This window comes from Paucibacter sp. JuS9 (assembly GCF_044043925.2).
Lineage (GTDB): Bacteria > Pseudomonadota > Gammaproteobacteria > Burkholderiales > Burkholderiaceae_C > JAUASW01.
Genome location: NZ_CP194172.1, coordinates 626773 through 646770, shown reverse-complemented (window position 1 = coordinate 646770; position 19998 = coordinate 626773). Strand labels below are relative to the sequence as shown.

The window sequence follows — 19998 nt, the reverse complement described above, 5'->3', positions numbered from 1 at the left end:
GGCTGGTGAGGCCATGAACTGGGCCTGCATCGCACCGCAGACCAGTGTGCTGGCCGCCTGTCCTGCACCGGCCGGCTGGTTCAGCCCGGATGAGCAGGCGCGCTGCGCCAGATTCACCGCCGAGCGGCGGCAGCGCGAGTTCGCAGCCGGCCGCTGGCTCGCGCGACTGCTGCTCGCACGCGCGGGCGCTGGTGAGCCGGCCATCCTGCGCCTGACCCAGGATGGAGCAGGCCGCTGCCTGGCGCCCGAACCTTGGCGGCTGTCGATCAGCCACAGCGGCGCTTGGGTGGGCGTGGTCGTCAGCGACGACGTACCGGTCGGTCTGGACCTGCAAGTGGAATCGCCAACGCGGGACTGGTCTGCCATGGCTACGTTCGCCGGGCTGCTGCCCTGCCCCGATGCCGCGTACTTCTATCGGCACTGGACGCTGGCCGAGGCCTGGCTGAAATCGCATGCCGACATCGGCAGCTTGTCGGCGCTGCGCGGCCTGCGCTGGCAAGCCGACCCGGCAGGCCCCGCATTGCAAGGCCGGCTCGATCAGCTGCATTGGGCGTTCGTCGGCGCCAGCACGCCCGTCTGGGTGTCCGAGCTGCTGCCGGGTGCGCTGCAGCCGGATGCCGGTCAGCGCTGGTCGCCGCTTAGTGCGGCTTGACGGCCACAGCGTTGAGCAGCGTCTCTTCACGATCCTTCGGCACACCGAAGCCCAGCCATTCCAGGGCGCCCAGATCCTTGCGGCTCCACCACAGATAGGGCGTGCTGACCTGCTCGGGCTTCACCTCGAAGCCGGCCTTCGCCAGCATCGCCAGGAATTCCGGCGCACTGCGTTGCACATGCATCGGATGGCGGAACAGCAAGCGGATGATCCAGCTGTGGATGTAGGCGCGAGTGCTTTCGGCCAGCAGCAAGCGGCCACCCGGCTTGAGCACGCGGAAGACTTCAGCCAGCGCGGCCTCCTGCTCGACGATGTGATGCAACGTCTGGTGGCAGAGCACCAGGTCCACCGAAGCGTCGGGCAGCGGGATGCGCTCGGCGTGCGCATGGTGCAGTGTGACCGGCGCACCGGCGGCCTGCCGCATCGCAGCGCAGCGCGCACTGAAGTCGGGCTCCGGATCCAGCGCATGGATCTGGCTGGGGCGAAAGCGCTCGGCCAGCTCTGGCAAGGAATGGCCCTGACCGGTGCCGATGTCCAGAACGACGCCGCCGGTCGGCAGCTCGGGAGCCATGCGCTGCAAGTCATTGAGTGCCCGCTGCAGCACATGCACGCGCCAGGTCGGTGTCGAGAGGAACCAGAGACCGAAGCGGGTCTCGGGCACAAAGGAATGCGCCTTGGGGGTGGCGGCAGTGCTGGGCAGTGAGTTCATGGCGTGTCTGTCGCTGAGGGCGCGATGCTTCTAGCGGAGGCGATGATAAGGGCAAGAATGCGCGGCGCTGGGCCTCTCAAGGCTTCATCCAGAACAGCGAATGCCAGAAGCCTGGAATACGCAGTGCGGGCTCACCGGCTGCGATGGTGCGAGCCAATGCGACGGCCTCGATATCGTCGCCCCGCCCATAGAACGGCTGCTCCGACACCCGCAAGCCCTGATGGCGCGCAGCACTGACCAGGATTTCCAGGTACTCGGCCAGGTGCTCGGCGGTGAAGGGGTTGGGATCATGAAAGGTCACGATGACCGGGACCACGCCCTGCACCAGCGGCAGCTCGCCGGCCAGCAGGCGCCCCCTCAGCAGATCCATCTGGTAGTCCATGTGCTGATGACGGCGCGGGCTGCCGTAGGGCGGGATGATCTTGCCATCATTGGCCGTGACGTCGGTCAGCAGCGCCTTCAGGCCGAAGTCTGCATAGACGGTCAGTGTCCGGTCGTTGTAGGCCCACATCGGCGGCCTCACCAAGCGCGGCGCGGCGCCAAGTTCGGCATGGTCGGCCATGCCGAGCTGCAGCGAAGCGCGCAGCACGTCGCTGCTCATGCCAAGATGGTTGGAATGTCCTGGCGTGGCGGTGTGGAATCCCAGCAAATGGCCCAGCGCCAACTCACGCCGGATCAGCTCGCGCCCCTGCGGAGTGCCGCCGCCCCTGATGGCACGCGTCTGTACAAAGAAGATGGCCTTGATATCCGGCTGGACCGAATTGCTGGCCAGCGTGCGAAGCACCTGTTCGGTAGGGTTGCGCTTGGCAGCGATGCTGGGCCCGTCGTCGAACGTCAGCAGGAATCGCAGTGGCGGCACCTCGGGCCCGACGGGCAATCTTGGCGTTGAGCGACAGCCTGCCAGCAGCAGCGCCGCCAGGAGGACAAGCAGGCACTGAGAGCTGAAGCGGGCGAAGCAGAGAGGCACGGTCGAGTACGGCAGGGAGCAGGCGCGCATTCTAGAAGTCCCGCGCCGGCGCCCCGGGACAGTGACAAGAATGCGGCCAAGCCTGCCTGAGCTGCAGCCTGCGCTTGCGCCGATGCAGTTCGTCGCAGCGCGGGGGCAATGGTGGCCCGGCCTGCATAGCATCGCGGCTTTTCCAACCCAGGCTCGAACATGAAATCCACCGCCCTGTCGCTCCGCCCCCTCGCCCTGCTCGCCACGGTCGCCGCCGGCGCACTGCTGAGCGCCTGTTCCATCTCGATCACGGCCCCGGCCAACGACAACCACAACTCCGCCGGCCGCATGCGGCTGAGCAATGCCGGCAGCGCACGCTTCGAATGCGTGAAGAGCCCGACTGGTGAATGCAATTACGCGCTGTACACCACCCAGTGCCAGACCGGCGATGGCGAGCGCGGCAAGCCGGCAACGACCTGCACCCACCAGGTGGTCGAAGAGTTCACGCTCACCCAGGGCCAGAGCCGCGAGGTGCGCGACCTGCCCAACAACTACAAGCAATGCATGAAGGTCGGCAGCAAGCCTGTCGTGCCCAACTGCGACTGACACTGGCGCGCAGCCATGCAAGAAAAAACCCCCAGAGCCTCACTTGAGGCGCTGGGGGTTTCGCATGTCTGGGGCACCGCCCGCGGGCAGCGCCTTCTCGAAATCAGCTCGCCAGCACGCCCTTGATGTAGCTGGCCATGGCGTCGTCCTGGCAGTTCGTGAAGAACAGGTCCTGGAACTTCTCGCCCGACACGGTGGCCTTCAGGAGGTCTTGGTCGACCCCCTTCAGCACGCTCAGCATGTCCTTGCAGGAGGCTGCCTTCAGGTCCTTCAGGATGCCGCGATTCTTGGCCATGATGGCCGCGCGTTCCTTCGGGTAGCCGGCGCCACGCTCGTTCTCGAGCAGCTTGCGATAGCAGTCCTGCAGGTTCAGTTCGGCGGCCCAGCCGAAACCCTTGGCGTAGGGCATGGACATGCAGTTGCCGTCATTGATCTGGCCGAACAGGAAGGCATCGGTCGGGTCGATCACGAGGCCGCAGAACACGCCGGGCATCGAGTTGCAGGCCAGCATGGAGCCCATGCCGGTGCCGCAGCCGGTGACGACGAAGTCGACGGCCTTGGAGTTCAGGAGGATGCCGGCCAGCAGGCCGTTCATCACATAGGTCAGCGAGGCCTTGTCTTCCGGCGTGTACATGCCGTAGTGATGCACGGCGTGGCCCAGCGGCTCGGCAACGGTCTTCAAGGCGTTGAAGACGATATCGGACTTGGCGGCTTGGCTGTTCTCGATGATGAGAGCGATCTTCATGGCTTGGCTTTCGAGGGTCGAAATGGAGGGCTTGAGCGAAGGGCTGAGGCGGCATTGTGCCGGCTTATCCTCGGGAAAACGGTCAAAACCCTAAATTTCGAACCATTGTTTCAAAAAAATGATTGGTTGCAGCAAATTTTTGAAGCCAGCTCTGCAGGTTCAGGTCTTTGACGGCGCTGTCTCCGCCTCCTCGGCGGCCCGGCTCACCACCTCGGTTTCGTTCCACAGCTCGATCAGGTGCTTGTGGGTGTGGTCCGTCGTGTGGCCCAGGATGCTCAGGCTGGCCGGCTGCAGCACGAAATGCTGGCCCGCGCTGATGTGCATTCCGATCCAGCGGGCCGCCAGCGCGGAGCCCAGATGGCCGTGGGTGAAGAGCGCGACATTGCCGTGCATGGAGTTCAGGTGCGTGATCAGGCGGTCTACCCGGGCCGACATCTCGGAGGGCGATTCGCCGTGCGGGCTGCCGTCCTGCCAGATGTTCCAGTTCGGCCGCTGCTTGCGGATCTCGGCGAGGGTCAGGCCTTCGTAGTCGCCGTAGTTCCACTCTGCAAGCTTGGGCTCCACCTCGCTCACCGACGCCAGCTCGGCCAGCTCACAAGTCTTTTGCGCCCTCGTCCGCGGGCTGACCAGCACATGGCTGAACTCGACCTCGATCAAGCGCCAGGCCAGCGCTCGCGCCTGCGCCTCGCCATGCGCGGTCAGCGGCGGGTCGCTGGCACCGGTGTGCTTGCCTTCCAGGGACCAGGCGGTTTCGCCGTGGCGGATCAGATAGATCGTTGGCAGTGCTTTCAAGCGTGCTCCCGGTAGTGCCCGCGCATGGTGGCCGCGTCAGTCCATTGTGCACGCGCCCACCAATCCAAGGCCGCCGGCCTGTCAGGCCCGCGCGCCCCGCCCCCACAGCTTCTCGTACGGCCAGCCGGTCAGGTCTTCAACGATGCGGCGGTTCTCGGGCGACTCGGCCTCGGTCTCGCCGGCGCGCAGCCGCTCCACTTCATGCACCAGCACCGCATGCGTGCGGGCGTTCAGTCGGAACGACCAGGAGATGACGAGGCCCAGCACCATCACGACGATGGGACCGCCCACCATCAGCGCCACGATGGTGTTGATGGCCTCGGGCGTCTGCTCGATCACCCGGCCGGGATGGGCCTTGGGCGAGATGTAGCCGCCCATGTCGATGATCCAGCCGCTCAGGATGATGGCGCCCGACTGCGCGACCTTGCGCACCAGCGTCATCACGCCGGCAAAGATGCCTTCGCGGCGCTCGCCCGTGACGGCTTCATCGATATCGGGCAGGTAGTTGTAGACCGACCAGGGCACGAAGTTCAGCGTGCCTCGGCCCAGGCCCGCCAGGATGATGGGCGTGAACAGCCAGAAGACCAGGCTCGCCGAGAAGCTGGGCGCGCTGGGGTTGAAGGCCGAGAAGATATTGCCGCTCAAGCCTTGCATGCTGGCGCCGAAGCCGGCCGGCTGCATGAGGAAGAAGGCAAGGTAGAGCGCGAGCGCCGCGCCGAAGAAGCTGATCGCGATGCGGTAGGCCAGCAAGGGGCCGGTACGGATCACGATATTGATCGCCACCATCACCGAGATCAGTTGCGCGACATACATCGTCGTCATCAACTGCGAGATCACCAGCGTGGCGCCGGCCAGCACCGTGGCCACGAAGATCGGGAACGCGGTGTTGAAGATGTCCTGCGACAGGTAGCCGCCGAGGTAGAGGCTCAGGTGCTGGCGGAAGGCGCGGATCTTCAGGGTCGAGAACAGGTCGGCGAACATCTTCACCGGCATGTTCAAGGCCGTCTTCAGGCTCGGGCCCTTGAAGGTCTGCGACAAGGCCACGAGCTCCTTCGGCCCATAGGGCCTCTCCCAGGTCGTCAGCACCACGATGGTCACGACGATGGAGAAGATCACGCCGAAGATGGCGGCCATCCAGAAGAAGGTATCGGGCGAATCCTTGCCGCCGAACTGGCTGATCAGCAGAGTGGGCAGGTAGGAGGCCAGGATGGCCGAGCTCTGCGCCACGATCATGCGCGCACCGGCGAACTTGGCCTTCTCCGCATAGTCGCGGCTCATCTCGGCCGCCAGCGTTTCCCAGGGGATGAGAAACATCGTGTACAGCAGCTCGAAGAAGATGAAGCAGAGCAGGTAGTAGTAGAAGGTGTGGCCGGTGCGGAAGATCAGCGCGAAGCTGGGCAGCAGCGGAATGGTGATCAGCAGGAACAGCTTGCGCCGGCCGATCTTGTGGCCCACCCAGGTGTGGCGAAGGTGGTCAGACACATAGCCGATCAAGGGGCAGGTGATCGCCTCCAGGAGGCGCGGCAGGCCGAGGATGAGCCCTGCTTCCACGGCACTCAGGCTGCAGAAGGTGGTGAAGAAATAGAACAGCCAGCCGGTGATCACCGCCTGCGCGCCCGCGCCCAGCATGTCGCCCGAGCCCCAGCCCCAGTAGTTCACCCAGTTGGGGATGCGCACCTTCTTGTAGTCTCCGGCCATCTTGCTTGTCTCTTCTCTTGTTCTATTACGGGGCTCAAATGAATCTGTACATGAACTCGCCCATCGTGAGCAAGGCCATCGCCTGTCCAAACGGCATCGAGGTGAGCGGGATGTCCTTGTATTCCTGGATGCTGTTGAACACCGGCGTGCCGAAGCTCACCTGCGTCAGTTCTCCCGCGTCGTTGATCTTGGCGCGCACCGCCTTGGCAGCACTCACGCCCAGCGCTTCGTACTCCTTTGGCAGATAGCCCTTGCGCACCGCCTTCAGGATGCCGTAGGCAAAGCCGGCCGAGGCGGCGGCCTCTTCATACGAGGTCTCGTCATCAAGAATCGTGCGCCACAGGCCAGAAGCGGTCTGGCACTTGGCGAGAGCCTTGACCTGCGCCTCCAGCGTCTCGATCAGGAACAGGCGCAAGGCATCGTCCTTGGGCAGGTCGAGCAGCTCGATGAACTCCGGGATCACGATGGTGACCCAGCTGTTCCCACGCGCCCAGAGGGCGTTGGCGAAGTTGTGGCGGCCCTCAAAGGTCCAGCCGTGGAACCACAAGCCCGTCTTGCGGTCGGCCAGGTACTTGATGTGGACCATGAACTGCCGCTTGGCCTCTTCCACATAGTGCGGGCGGTTCAGCAGGAGGCCGATCTTGGCCAGCGGCATCACCGACATCATCAGCGTGTCGTCCCACAGCTGCTGGTGGTTCACGCTGTTGTAGACGATGTGCTGGAAGCCGCCCTCCTCGGTGCGCGGCAGGCCGCTGTAGACCCACTCGCCCCAGGCGTCCAGGTACGGCAAATAAGTGCGGTTGCCGGTGCGCTCGTACAAGTACGCCAGCGTCAGGAAAGGCGCCACCGTGTTGATATTGCGAGAGGGCGTGCCCTCCTTGAAGCGCGCCTCGAACCACGAGGTCATGATGTCCCAGGCCTTTTGGTCGCCGGTCATCTCCCAGACCTTGTAGACACCATACAGGCCCACGCCCTGCGTCCATTCCCAGCCGTTCCAGCTCTTGGTGTCGAGCACGCGGCCGTCCGCGAGACGCAGGAGGAACTTGCCTTCGTCGTCGCGGATATTGATCAGGTTGTGGATCAGTCGGTCGATCGCGTCGCGGTAATCGGCCTGGCTCGCGCCCAGCGCGGCCACATGGTGCGAAAGCAGCGGGTCGATCTTCGAGGAATCGACCGGGAAAAGAATCTGTTGTTGATTGCTCATGGCTTGTTGCCCTTGTCATCTCGCGCGGTCACCTCAGCGGCCGCGGCTTCATAAAACTCGATCTCGATCAGGCCCAGCTCGCCCTTGCCAACGAGCTGCTCGCCAGTGGTGGCGTTCTTCTGGTCGACCAGCTCGGTGATGCCGGCAAAGGCCTCGCGCGCCTCGCTGCCGCCCAGAACGTCGATCATCACCTTGCGGCCCAGAATCGGCTGCAGGGTAAGCGTGACATAGCCGAGGCTGCGCGGCGTGGCACCACGGAACACTTCCCTGCCGTCAACGGTGATGCGAACGGGATAGCTGCGGGCACGGAAGCCCGCCGTCTTCATCGTCACTTCGGTGAGGCGGGCCGGCCGCGCCAGTTCGAAGCTGATCGGCTGCTTGCCCGACCAGGCGGTCGTCTCGTCGTCATCGATGGCGCGGCGGGGGTCGAGGCCGTCGGTGGCCGTGACACCTGCCACCGGCACGGCGATGCGTGTCGGCTTGAACGCAGGCGTGGCCGGTGTCGGGCCGCGATCCAGACGGCCCGGCAAATCAGCGCCGGCCATGCTGCCGGGCTGCACCGCCACGGAATCAAAGGCAATCTGCGCCGACTTCAAACCCGCCGACTTGGCGGTGAGCGTGATGCGGCCGGCTTCGGTGCTCGTGCGCACCAGCACGCGGTTCACGCCGCCTTCGACCGGCAGTGTGCGGGCGCCAATGAAGTTGTCAGGCCCCTGGGCGATGCCGCCGCGCCATTCGGCCGGACCCGTCAGCTCGAACTCCACGCTGTTCAATGCAATGGGATGGCGCCGACCCTTGCCATCGACCACCTCGACTTCGAGCAGCGCCATGTCCGCGCCATCGGCGCGCAGCGCGACCGGCGAGGCAATGCGGGTGAGCTTCAAGGCCACCGGCTGGCCGACCGTCTCGTGCTGGGCCTCGGTGATCTTTCGGCCTTGCGCGTCATAGCCCACGGCCTTCAAGCGTCCGGCCTGCCAGGCCACGTCGCGGAAGCTGAACAGGAATCCATTCGTGGGCTGCGCCTTGCCCAGCGACTTGCCGTTCAGGAACAGCTCGACCATGGCCGCACTGGAGACCACGGTGACGTTCTTGCGCACGCCGGCCGCGTAGTTCCAATGGCCAATGATGTGAGCGCGCGGCCGTTCCACATCCACCCAGCCGTCCCACATCACCTGGTGCGCGTAGAAGCCGTCCTTGGTGATGCGCATCGCATCGACCTCGCCGCTGCGGCGGTAGTTCTCGGCGCCGCGGTGATGGGTGTTGCTGTCGGAGAAGATGATGTTCAGACCGCCCCCGTTCACGCGCGTGCCGGTGCCCGGACGCTCGCGCCAGAAGTCGTACCAGCGCACCACGTTCTCGATCGCATGCGAATCCTGGTTGCGGTTGTAGACACTCGCGTCCTGGCCGTTGTAGAGCGGGCCTTCGCCGTCCTTGTGGAAGGGCGGCGAGAACTCGTCCCAGTATTTGCGCAGGCCTTCGTCGCGCGAGTACTCGGTCTGCCAGAAAGGCTGGCGCGCGCTCTTGTTCACATAGAGCATCTCGCCGCCGTACTCCGCTTCGCGGCTGCCCAGCATGTCGCGGCTGCCGGCGGCGCGGCCGCCGTGCGGGTCGAAGCGGTCGCGCAGAGCCTTCATCTCCGCCATGTGCGCTTCGCTGATGCCGTTGTTGCCGGACTCGTAGACCAGGACGCTGGGGTTGTTGCGGAAATAGATGATGGCATCGCGCATCACCTCGGTGCGCGCCACCCAGGAGCGGCCCTGCGCGTCGCGCTCGGAGTCACCGGCCGGCAGCATCTGCATCAGGCCCACGCGGTCGCAGGATTCAACGTCCTGCTTCCAGGGCGTGATGTGCATCCAGCGCACCAGGTTCGCGCCGCTCTCCACCATCAGGCCATTGCTGTAGTCGCTGAGCCATGGGGGCACGGACAGGCCCACGGCCGGCCATTCGTTCGAGCTGCGCTGCGCATAGCCCTTCATCTGCAAGGCCCGGTCGTTGAGCTTGACCATGCCATGGCCGAACTCGGTCTTGCGAAAGCCCGTGCGGGTGGCCACGGCATCGAAGACCCGACCTTCAGCTTCCAAGGACGTGGTCACCGTGTAGAGATAGCCGTAGCCCCAGCTCCAGAAATTGAGGCCGCTGACTCGCGCTGAAGCCTTGGCCGTGAGGCTCTCCCGTGGTGCCACCGTGTAGCGGCCGCCATCGAAGCTGGCGACCGTCTTGCCGGCTGCGTCCTGCACGCTGACCTTGTAGACGAACGTGCGTGCCGCGGCGTCCTCATTGCGAATCTCCGACTCGGCATGGAGGGTCGCGCTGCGCCCGGCAATGTCGAAGTCCTTGGCGTAAACGTAGACGCCGGTGCTTCCCAGGTGCGCATACAGCGGCAGCGTCTGGTAGACCTTGTCGGCAATGTGCAGGCGCAGGTTCTTCGAGAGGCCGCCGTAGTTGGCGTTGAAGTTGCGGTCCGACCATTGGAAGCGAGCACCGGAGAGCTGCTCGCGATAGGCCCAGTCGTTGTCGGTGCGCACCGCCATCACGTTCACAGCCGGCGCCGGGCGCACGGCGTCGCTGATGTCAAAGCCGAAGGCCGTGATGCCGTTCTCATGCAGGCCCAGGCGCTTGCCGTTGAGCCAGACCTCACCGGCCTGGCGCACGCCTTCGAACTCGATGAAGACCTTGCGGCCCACGATGGTCTTGGGCAGTGTGAAGCTCTTGCGATACCAGGCGATGCCGGTCGACAAGTCCTTGATGTCCTTCTTGAAAGCTTCGTCTTCGTTCCACGCATGCGGCAAGGTGACGGGCTTCCACGCCGAGTCATCGAACTTCGCCTCCTGCGCGCCCGCCGCCTCACCAACATGCAGGCGCCAGCCAGCGTTGAAGTCCAGTTGCTCGCGCGGCAGCGGCTGGGCGCTTGCCAGGCTGGCAACGCCGATGAGGAACGCAGCGAAGCATCGTTGGATCATGGCGCTCCGCCCAGGTCTATTTGCGCCGATGCGAGGCCTGGTGCGCTGGCTTGCAGGGTTCGAGCACCCGCGCCCGCCTTGTTCCGCAGAACCGCCAGGCCTCGGCCCTGATACGTGGCGTGCACCGCATCGCGCGGGTCATCCACATCCGCCAGGTTGCCATTGCCGATGCCGAGAATCTCCAGCGGGCCTTGCAAGCTGAACGTGATTCGCTGATCGGCGTCCGGCACACGCACACCCTGGGCATCGACGATGCGGTACTCCACATGGGCCACGCCATCGCCCGCTACTTCGCTGGACAGCGCGATGCGCGCCGCAGGCCCTGCCGTCTTCAGGACGAACTCCGCGACTGGCTTTCCGCCACGCAGGCCCATGGCCTTCAACTCGCCGGCTTGATAGGGCACGGTCCAGGTGAACACGCCCTCCACCGCTGCGCTGCGCGGCTGGCTGCCGATCACTTGGCCGTTGAGCAGCAACTGGATCTCGTCGCAGTTGCTGTAGGCCGAGACGGTGACGGTCGCGCCTGCCGGCCAGTTCCAATGCTCCTCCACCTTGGCGCGGCGTTGCTGGTCCAGAAGCGGCGTGCCCTGCCCCGATTGCGAGGCGTTCAACTGCGCACTCTGCAAGGCCGCGGCGATATAGACCATCGGCTTCTCGCTCCACAGGCTTTCGCGAAAAGCACCGCGCGGCTTCCTGAAGCTCGCCAGGTCCAGCAGGCCGAAGTCCGCCGCACGCAGCGGCCAGCGGCCCGCCTCGCCGAGATAGTCGATGCCGGTCCAGAGGAACTGGCCGGAGATGTAGTCGGTGTCGCGCACCACGGCCCAGGCGCTGTAGTCGTGCCGGTTCTCGCTGCCATAGATCACACGGCGCGGCTTGGCCGCGTGGTCGGCGGCGTAGCGCAGCTCCTGGTAGTTGTAGCCGGCAATGTCGAGGATGTCGCCGAAACCCACGGCGTCCGACATCTCCACATGGGCCATTGCCGCCGTCACCGGGCGGCTGCTGTCCATGCGCTTCACTGCAGCGACCAGCGGCTTGCCCAAACGCACCAGTTCGCTGGCGGGCGGGTTCTCGGGCCTGTACTTCTTGCCCAGCACCGGATGCGAGAACGGGTCGTTCGCGTAGTCGACCTCGTTGCCGATGCTCCACATGATGATGCTCGGATGGTTGCGGTCGCGCTTGACCATGTCTTCGATATCGCGCACGCCCCAGGCCTCGAAGGACTCGCCGTAGCCATGCCGGCCCGGCTCGCCCACATTCCAGCCGGCGATCCATTTGCGCTTGGTCGGCGCGAACTCGTCGAAGGCCTCGGCCTGCACCAGGAGGCCCAGCTTGTCGGTCAGCGCGAGCAGCTCGGGCGCCGGCGGGTTGTGGCTGGTGCGGATGGCGTTGACACCCATGTCGCGCAGCTTGATCAGGCGACGTTCCAGCACCGACTCCGGCACGGCCGCGCCCAGGCTGCCGGCATCGTGATGCAGGCAGACACCCTTGATCTTCAGCGGCTGGTCGTTGAGGAAGAAGCCACGGTCCGGGTCGAAGCGGGCCGTGCGGATGCCAAAGGGCGTGCCCGCCTCATCGAGAACCCGATCCCCCTGCCGCAGCTGCTGGCGCAAGGTGTAGAGCGCGGGCGACTCCAGCGACCAGCGCTGCGGCCGGGCGACGCTCATGGCCTGCGCAAAGGAGCGGCCCTCACCGGCCGTGAGCTGCAAGCTGCTCTCCAGCCGAGCGACCACGCGGCCCTGCGGGTCCAGCAGCTCGCTCAAGAGGCTCAGGCTTTGCGCCTTGGCCGTCGTGTTGACGACTTCGGTGTCGACCTGAACCTTTGAATTCGCGGCGCTCACCACCGGCGTGCGCACGAAGCTTCCCCACTGCGCGATGTGAATCGGGGCTGTGATGACCAGCCGCGCCAGCCGGTAGATGCCGGAGCCGCTGTAGAAGCGCGAGTCGGTCTGGCGCGAATGGTCCACGCGCACCGCAATCACGTTCGGCGCGTCGAAGCGCAGATAGGGCGTGAGGTTCAGCGCGAAGCTGCTGTAGCCGAAGGGCCGGCCGCCCACATACTGGCCGTTTATCCAGACCTGCGAATGCTCGTAGATGCCGTCGAACTCCACGCTGACCAGGCGGCCACGCTGCGAAGCATCGAGCTGGAACCGCTTGCGATACCAGCCCACGCCGCCGGCCGCATAGCCGTTGCCGCTGCCGTAGTTCGCGCTGAAGGGCTCTTCCTGGCTCCAGTCGTGCGGCAACTGAACGGGGCGCCAGCTCTTGTCGTCGAAATTGGGCGACATGGCAGCGCCCGCATCGCTCTTGCTGAACAGCCAGCCTTCATTCAGGGGGCGGACCTCCCGCGAGGCCGCCGTTGCCAGCCCGCTGAGCAGGGCCAGGGCTGCGATGCCGACTCGCCAGAATGCCATCATCGTCATCACCTCAGCGCTGCAGGTAGCGCGACTGCGGCACGGCTTCGAGCGGCACGCCGCCGCGCACCGTGTGCAGGTTCACCAGCTTCACCGGCTCCAGCGCATTGGCAGCCTGGCCGTCAGTCGTCACGGCCAGCGCAATCGTGTTCTCGCCATTCGGGTTCAGGATGCCCGGCGGAATCACGAACACCCGCTGCGGCCCGATGTGGGCGATGAACTGGCCCATGTTCCAGCCGTTGACGAAGATCAGCGCGCGGTTCTCGACGTCCGAGCGCGGCTTGCTGGTGTCGCCAAAGGCCAGGCCCAGCTGGATGTCGTGGCCCTTGGGCAGGTCCAGCTTGAAGGCGGTGCGCAGCCAGTAGCTGCCCGGCGCGGGCGGCGCCGCGCTGGGCGACGCGCTCTCCCAACCGGTCTTGAAGTCACGGTCACGCGCAGCCGGCAGATGCCAGCCCATGCGCTCGCCATACAGGCCGCCGCTGTTCATCGGGCCGCGCACCAGGTCGGCGATGTCCTCACCACCCTTGTTGCCCTGGATCTTCCAGGCGATGGGCGTGGCGAAGCGCTGGCCGCTGCGCGCGGTCAGCGAGGCCGATATGAGGCCGCGCGCTTCCTTGTGCACGTCGTCGGCAAACAGGTCCCAGTTGTGCGAGTTGTTGCGCACCAGGACCGACAAGACATGCTCGCCCGGGGTCAGGTCTTGCAGCGTCTTGCGAAAGGTGTCGGTCGTTTCGGGGAACGGGCGGCCGGTGTCGTGGTCTTGCTGGCCGATGAAGACGCCATCCAGCCAGACCTGGATCAGGCCCGCGCCGCCCCCGCCGAAAAAGAGCTCCAGACGGTTGGCCTTGGGGTCGGTCACCTTGAAGCGGCCGCGGTACCAGACGTCGCCGTGGTGGAAGCCGTACTCGCTCATCGACAGCACCGGCTGGCCCTTGTCGGGTGCGGTGTAGACATTGGCGGCTGAGCCGGTGGCATCGGTCTTGCGCCAGCCGCTGTCATCGAAATCAGGCTTGGACTCCAGCGAATCCCAGCGGCGGGTCCAGGCCTGCTGCATCAGGTCGGGCAGCGTGAACTTGTCCGGGCCCTTGAGCACCACCGTGGACTGCAGGCTGTCGCGTTGCGGCTTGCTTGTGAGCTGCTCGCCATTGAAGCTCAACGACTTGATGCCCGGCTGAACCCAGACGCGCAGCGCGCTGTCCGCTTCCGTGTCACCCGTCAGCGCCAACGCGCCGGCCTTCACTTCCGCGGTGCGCAGCAGGGCCGCGCTCTGCGCCAGCACGGCACCCTGGTTGCTCTGCAGCTTCCAGAACTGCCAGCCCGTCTTCTCGTCGGCGATCAGTAGCACGAGCGGCGCGCGGCCGCCGCCGCTGATCTTCAGCTCGATCAGGCCCTGGTGCTGATAGTTCAGGCGCAGGTCGCCCGACTTGGCATCAAAGGCCACGGCCGCCTGGCCGCTCAGCAACTCGACCTTGGGCTTGGAGGCGAAGCGCAGAACCGTCTCGCCATCTTCACCCACGCGGCCGTAGAGCAGGGCGACATCGCGCTCGCCCTGCTGCAGATGCGTCTGGATCTCCGAGGTGGAATAGACCAGGTGCTGGCGCTCCATCTTGTACGCTGCCAGCAGCATCTTGGCGTCCTGCCCCGAGAGCTGCAGCGTGCCGGCTTGCGGCACACGGTAGCTGCCGTCAAGCGTCTGCAGCGGGAACGTGAAGCGCTCCGTGCCCGTGTTGCTCGACGGGTTCTGCACCGCGAACAGCACATGCGTTCCCAGCGCCTTGTTGAGGTTGTGATAGAGCCTGATCTTGTCGGTGGACGGCGCAATCACCTCGCCCTTGTCCATCTGCGCCAGCACCGGCGCGGCGGCCTGCACGAAGCTGCCCATCTGCTTCAGGACATAGGCCTTGTCGCGCAGCACACGCGCCTCGCTGATCGGCGAGCCGTAGTCATACGAGGTGTAGACGATGGGCCCTGGCTGCCAGCCCCAGCTGGTGCCGCCGAAGGCCATGTAGATGGAATGGATGGTCAGCGAATTGATCAGGCTGGTGCCGTAGAACACGCGCTGATAGCCCGGCCCCTGCCGCTTGGCCGTGCATTCATACGTGCCGTTCGACCCCCAGTAGTCGAACCAGCCCGCGCCGATCTCGGCCACGAAGCCGGGCGTGTTGGGCGACGCGAGCGAGCCGACCTTGGGCACATTGGTGCCGTAGATGCCCCAGTCCGGCGCGCGCGCCGGTGCGCCCGGTTGCGCGTCCACGCCGCACACGCCGCCGGGGTAGCCGTCAAACGCATAGAGGTCGGTCGGCCCATGGTTGACGAACGGCGCCGTGGAACTCTTGGGCACCCAGTCCGGCAGGCGCGAGGCCGCGTTGTGGAACAGCGGCACGGTGATACCGTCGGCCCGCGCCTTGTCGGCCAGATGCTGCATGTGGCGGATGTTCTTGGGCTGCACCGAGAACAACTCGTTCTCCAGCTGGTAGGCGATGACCGTGCCGCCTCCATCGGTGATCTGGTGGCGCGACAGGATGGCGTTGATCTGCGTCATCCATTCGTCAGTCGCTTCTTGATACTCGGCCGCATCGGTGCGCGCCTCGGCCCGCTGGCGGAACAGCCAGCCGGGGAAGCCGCCACCGGTCAGCTCGGCATTCACATACGGGCCCATGCGGGCGATGACGAAGAGGCCCTCCTCCTCCGCCATCTGGATCGCCCGCTCGATATTGCGGACATTGCTGAAGTCGTAATGCCCGGGCTTGGCCGAGTGGTAGCCCCAGGAGAAGTAGAAGGACACGGCATTCAATCCCGAGGCCTTCATCTTCTGCAGCACATCGCGCCAGAGGCTGGGCGATGGCAGGCGGAAAGGATGGAACTCGCCCGCAAAGATCATCTCGCGCCGGCCGTCGATGATCAGCGAATACCTGTCCCAGGCAATGCTCCTGGCCTTGCCCTTGGGTGCGATGGCCTTGGCAAGCGCGGCCGTTTCTTCGGCAATCACGGTGAAGTGCCGCACCGTGCCGGAAACGCCGCCCAGCTCCTTCTTCTTCGACCAGCTCTGAAAGCCGTCGAAGCTGTCGGAGTACCAGTAGCGCTTGGTCATGTAGTCGTCGAAGTAGATGCGCCAGCCCTTGCGGCCATCTGCCCCGGTGATGGGCGCCAGCGCCTGGCCTTCCGACGGGCCGCCCCAGGCCGCCCAATCGCCCTGCTTCACGAAGGTCCACGGGCCGGCAAGCGTTTCAGCGGTCGCCAGCTCGATCAGCTTGGTGGTCTCGTTCTTGGTGAAGGCGTGGTGCTTGCCGTCCTTCAGCACGACAAAGGTGTCGATGTAGTTGCCGGAAAGGCCCTGCATCGGCACTGGCGCCGAGAACTTCGCGAAGCTCGCATCCAGCGGCGTCATGTAGTACGCGGCAAACGGGCCTTCGGTGCCCTGGGTGGAAAGCGACATCACCAACTGCCAGCGGCCGTCCTTGTCGCGGAACCATTCGGGCGCCCAGACGTTCTTCAGGCCATCGAGCGGCACGGTGACGTCGGCCACATGCGTCCAGCGCTTGAGGTCCGCGGACTTGGCGATGCCGAAGCTCTGGCCCGACCAGTTGGTGGTGTAGGCGATGTAGTACAGGCCATCGGCCGCCCGCATGATCGACGGGTCGCGCAGCAGCTCCTTGGCAGGCGTATAGGCCTCGGAGGCCAGCGTCGTGAAGTTGATGCCGTCGTTCGAGCTGAACAGGCTCAGCGTGTTCTGCGACGTGGCCATGAAGGCCGACATCAGATAAGTGTGCTCGCCCTTCCTGACCGGCGCGACGGTGGTCTTGGTCGGCGCGGGCGCCGCATTGAGCAATTGCGCGGGCAGGTCTTGCGCCTGCGTGGCCACGCTCGCGAGGCCCAGCGCAAGGCTCAGCGAAAAGCCGGCACACAGCCGGCAAAAATCAGCGCTGCGCATCGGCGGCTCCAGAGAGATAGGCGGCGAACGGATTGCCAGGCAGCAGGCGCAGGCCATCGACAACGCGCGCTGCATTGAAGACGGCGCCGGCCTCATTGGTGTGGGTGCGCGCATCCGAGAAGAAGGCGTTGACCTTCTCTTCGCCGATGCCCTTGTAGCCGGCCGTGACCAGCAGGGTCAGGTCGATGAACTGCGCGCCACCGGCCTTGGCCACCTGCTCGCCCCATTGCGCGAAATTCTCGAAGTCGCGGCCCTGCTGCCACTTGTCCTTGTGCGGAATCGGCGAGAGCACGACCACCGTCGCACCCTTGGCGCGTGCGTCGGCGATGTAGCGGGCCATGTACCAGCCGAAGGTGTGCACCTGCTCGCTGGTGCCGTCCGGCCTGGGGTCGTCCACCACTTCATCGCCGATGCCGGGGCCCGAGGCCCGGCGCTTGGAGGCCGGGTCGCCAATGCGGCCACCATCGTTGTGGCCGAACTGGATCAGGACGAAGTCGCCCGCCTTCAGTTGCGCCATCACTGAAGCCCAGCGCCCCTCAGTCAGGAAGGTGCGGCTGCTGCGGCCGCCGATGGCGTGGTTGACGATGTTGATCTTCGCCGTGTCGAAGAAGGGCGCGATGCGCTCGCCCCAGCCGTAGGCGCCGTTCTGGCCGCCGCTCCTGACCGTGGAGTCGCCCACGATGAAGAGGCTGGGCAGCTGCGCGTTCATGGGCGCTTCCTTGCTCACGCGGGCAGCGTCCACCACCGGGCGATCGTCCTCCTTCGGTTTGGCAACGGGCAAGACCAGCTTCACCTTGTCCGCCGCCAGGATGTACTCGGCCGGCACGGCCTTCTGCTGCTGCAAGGAGGCCACGACGATCTGCGCGTTCAACAGCGCCCCGGCCCAGTTCGTGTGCACCGATTCGTCCGGCGTCACGCGCGGGAACAGGCTCATCACCGCATCGCGGCCCATTGCGTCGTAGCGCTGCGCCACCAGCTCGTTCAGGTCGACGAAGGGCACGCCCTCCTGCTTGGCCACTTCGGCGGCCCAGCCGGCGTATCCGTTGCCACTGGAGCGGCCGATCTTGCCGGCCTCGTCCCAGCGCTTGCGCGGCACCGGCGAAACGATCACGGGCTTGACGCCCATCGCCTTCGCTTGCGCGATGTAGAAGCGCAGGTACCAGCCATAGCTGTGCACCGTTTCGGCCTGGCCCGTCAGCTGATTGACGATGTCCTGGCTTTCTTCGCCAATGCCCTTGATGGTGCCGCGAGCGCGGCTGTTGTCGTTGATGGCGCTCGAGTCGTTGTGACCGAACTGGATCAGCAAGGTGTCGCCGCGCTTCAGGTGCGCGACCGTGCGCTGCCAGTGCGTGCCGCTGATGTAGGTGCGGCTGCTCAAGCCGCCGATGGCGCGGTTGACCAGGTTGACCTTGCTGGCGTCGAAATAGGCGGCGATGGGCGTGCCCCAACCCCACTGCCCTTCCACGCCCAGGTTCTGGCCATCGTCGCGGCCATTGCGAACGGTGGAGTCGCCGATCAGCATGACCGTGGGCAGGGCCGGATTGGCCGGCTCGGGCAGCACGATCTTCAAGGCGCCGAGCGGGTCGGTGTTCACGGCAGCGGGCAGCGGCGCCTGCGCTTGAACGGCAGTCCAGCAAGCAAGAAGACCAGCAAAGATCCAGCGAGTCCGACGGGAAAGAGTCATGGCTGCTTTGTCTCGAAATATGGGCGCTGTGGGCGCACTGTCGCCACGCGCTTGGAAAGCCCATGACCTGTTTGGCGGCAATGCTAGGGCGATTCGCCCGAAACCATGCGTCAGCGCACCAATAACGCATCATCGTGAGCGATTCGGAATCGACCGCTCAAGACACTGCTCATTGCGAGGGTGCGTGGCTACCATCGCGCCACCTTCCATGCACCGCATTGAGTCATGAACAAGCTGAAAGCCTTGCCGAATTTGATGAGGGCCAGCGCCCTGCTCTGCGTTTCGATGGCCCTCGCTCAGCCGGCCCTCGCGGAAATCGGCAAGCGCTTCCCGTCGGAGCGCCAGGTGGTGAAGGACCCGATCACCGGCACGCCGCTGACCTTCCTGACCACGCAGCCGCACGGCGACGCAAAGATCTATCAGACGCATCCGCAATGGACGTCTGATGGCCAGTGGCTGATCTTCCGCTCCGCGATGGTCGCGGGCGAAGCAATGGCCGTGAACGAGCAGACCGGCGACATCGTGCAGGTCACCGAGGGCGGTTACGACGGCATGCTCAACCCGGCGCAGAAAAGCATGCGGCTCTTCTTCCTGCGCGATGCCGAGCCACGCGCCAAGGGCACGCCACCGGCTGTTGAAGTGAAGAAGCAAGTGGTGGCGGTGGACCTCGCCAGCCTGCTTGCCGACAGCAAGGCCGGCACGCTCAAGAAGGCCGAACACTACCAGCGCATCGTCGGCGAAGTGCCGGCCGAGCTGGGCGCCGTGGGCGACACGGCGCTCGATGCCGATGAAGACTGGTTCTATTTCCGGGTCGGCTCCAAGGCAGCTGCGGCCAAGCGTCTGCCGCCCGGCACCAAGATCGAACCGCCCTTCGGCCCGCGCAACATGGGCGCTGGCCCGACCGGCATCGCCAAGATGAATGTGTTGACCGGTGCGATCCAGCATGTGGTTTCGGTGCCTTTCCAGATTGGCCACATCCAGGCCAATCTGTGGAACCCCGGCGAGCTGGTGTTCAGCTGGGAGACCGGCGGCAAGTCGCCGCAACGCACCTGGACCGTGAAGGGCGACGGCACGGGCCTGCGCCCGCTCTACCCCGAGTCTGAGCACGAATGGGTCACGCACGAGGCCATCATCGGCAAGGACGAAGTGGCCCTGGCCATCATGGGCCACCGGCCGATTCCCGGTGTCGAGCACAAGGGTCCGGCGGGCACCGGCGTGGAAGGCGCGAACCCGGGGCAGGACGCGGCGTGGGGGCCATCCGGCACGCGCGAGAAGCCGACGGGCCTGGCCATCGTCAACCTGCGCAGCCGCGAAATGCAGATCGTCGGGCAGACGCCCTCAGGCAGCGGACTCTGGCATGTGCACGGCTCGGCCGACGGCCGTTGGGCGGTGGGCGACGACTTCGCGCGCGGCCTCTACCTGATCGACCGCAAGACCAGCGAAATGATGCTGCTCAGCGCCGGCCACAAGGACACCGCGCGCGACCACATCCACCCCACCTTCAGCCCCGATGGCACCAGGATCCAGATCCAGTCGGCCATGCTGTCGCCCGACGGACGCGGCATGAACATCGTGGTGGTGCCGGTGCCGCAGGCGTGGTTGAAGCGGGCCGTGGCGGGCAAGCCGTGAGCTGATGGCCGGGCGGTATAATCCGCCGGATCCCTGCACC

At 65.6% G+C, this 19998-nt stretch carries 13 protein-coding genes; 3 read left to right on the top strand and 10 right to left on the bottom strand.

Going from position 1 to position 19998, the window contains the following annotated elements:
- Positions 1–13: 13 nt before the first annotated feature.
- Positions 14–652 (top strand): 4'-phosphopantetheinyl transferase family protein, encoded by a 639-nt coding sequence (locus ABT392_RS02750; RefSeq protein WP_395386695.1) that lies wholly within the window; start codon positions 14–16, stop codon positions 650–652.
- Here ABT392_RS02750 and ABT392_RS02745 read toward each other — a convergent pair.
- A complete protein-coding gene (locus ABT392_RS02745) occupies positions 639–1361 on the bottom strand; it encodes a class I SAM-dependent methyltransferase (RefSeq protein WP_395386696.1) in 723 nt (240 codons plus the stop codon). The genes ABT392_RS02750 and ABT392_RS02745 overlap by 14 nt on opposite strands.
- A 76-nt stretch (positions 1362–1437) precedes the next feature.
- Positions 1438–2220, bottom strand: coding sequence for a polysaccharide deacetylase family protein (locus ABT392_RS02740; RefSeq protein WP_464970899.1), 783 nt, complete (start codon positions 2218–2220; stop codon positions 1438–1440).
- A 297-nt stretch (positions 2221–2517) separates the two neighbouring features.
- Here ABT392_RS02740 and ABT392_RS02735 point away from each other — a divergent pair, with 297 nt between their 5' ends.
- The gene (locus ABT392_RS02735) at positions 2518–2904 is read left to right on the top strand and encodes a hypothetical protein (protein WP_395386698.1); all 387 of its coding nucleotides are present in this window, start codon (positions 2518–2520) and stop codon (positions 2902–2904) included.
- Positions 2905–3007: 103 nt separating this feature from the next.
- On the opposite strand, the gene ABT392_RS02730 is transcribed toward ABT392_RS02735, so the two are convergent.
- The 8 genes from ABT392_RS02730 to ABT392_RS02695 all read right to left on the bottom strand — a co-directional run bounded on the left by ABT392_RS02730 (position 3008) and on the right by ABT392_RS02695 (position 18329).
- Complete coding sequence (locus tag ABT392_RS02730) at positions 3008–3649, bottom strand: RpiB/LacA/LacB family sugar-phosphate isomerase (protein ID WP_334278585.1); 642 nt, start codon at positions 3647–3649, stop codon at positions 3008–3010.
- A gap of 159 nt (positions 3650–3808) precedes the next feature.
- Positions 3809–4441, bottom strand: a complete 633-nt coding sequence (locus tag ABT392_RS02725) for a histidine phosphatase family protein (RefSeq protein WP_395386699.1) — start codon at positions 4439–4441, stop codon at positions 3809–3811.
- Positions 4442–4522: 81 nt separating this feature from the next.
- Entirely contained in the window at positions 4523–6139 is a 1617-nt protein-coding gene (locus ABT392_RS02720; RefSeq protein WP_395386700.1) for an MFS transporter, read from the bottom strand.
- Between the two features lie 34 nt (positions 6140–6173).
- Positions 6174–7343, bottom strand: coding sequence for a beta-galactosidase BglB (gene bglB / locus ABT392_RS02715; RefSeq protein ID WP_395386701.1), 1170 nt, complete (start codon positions 7341–7343; stop codon positions 6174–6176).
- Positions 7340–10303 carry a glycoside hydrolase family 2 protein gene (locus ABT392_RS02710; RefSeq protein WP_395386702.1) on the bottom strand — a complete coding sequence of 988 codons (2964 nt, stop codon included), beginning with the start codon at positions 10301–10303 and terminating at the stop codon, positions 7340–7342. The genes bglB and ABT392_RS02710 overlap by 4 nt, the downstream gene beginning before the upstream one ends.
- Positions 10300–12717, bottom strand: a complete 2418-nt coding sequence (locus ABT392_RS02705; RefSeq protein WP_395386703.1) for a glycoside hydrolase family 2 TIM barrel-domain containing protein — start codon at positions 12715–12717, stop codon at positions 10300–10302. The genes ABT392_RS02710 and ABT392_RS02705 overlap by 4 nt, the downstream gene beginning before the upstream one ends.
- A 10-nt stretch (positions 12718–12727) precedes the next feature.
- Positions 12728–16645 (bottom strand): beta-galactosidase, encoded by a 3918-nt coding sequence (locus ABT392_RS02700; protein ID WP_395386704.1) that lies wholly within the window; start codon positions 16643–16645, stop codon positions 12728–12730.
- On the bottom strand, positions 16632–18329 hold the full coding sequence (locus ABT392_RS02695; RefSeq protein WP_395386705.1) for a rhamnogalacturonan acetylesterase: 1698 nt from the start codon (positions 18327–18329) through the stop codon (positions 16632–16634). Before ABT392_RS02695 ends, ABT392_RS02700 begins: the two co-directional genes overlap by 14 nt.
- A gap of 225 nt (positions 18330–18554) precedes the next feature.
- Between ABT392_RS02695 and ABT392_RS02690 the strand changes: the two genes are divergently transcribed.
- Entirely contained in the window at positions 18555–19958 is a 1404-nt protein-coding gene (locus ABT392_RS02690) for a TolB-like translocation protein (RefSeq protein WP_395386706.1), read from the top strand.
- The last annotated feature ends 40 nt before the right edge of the window (positions 19959–19998 follow it).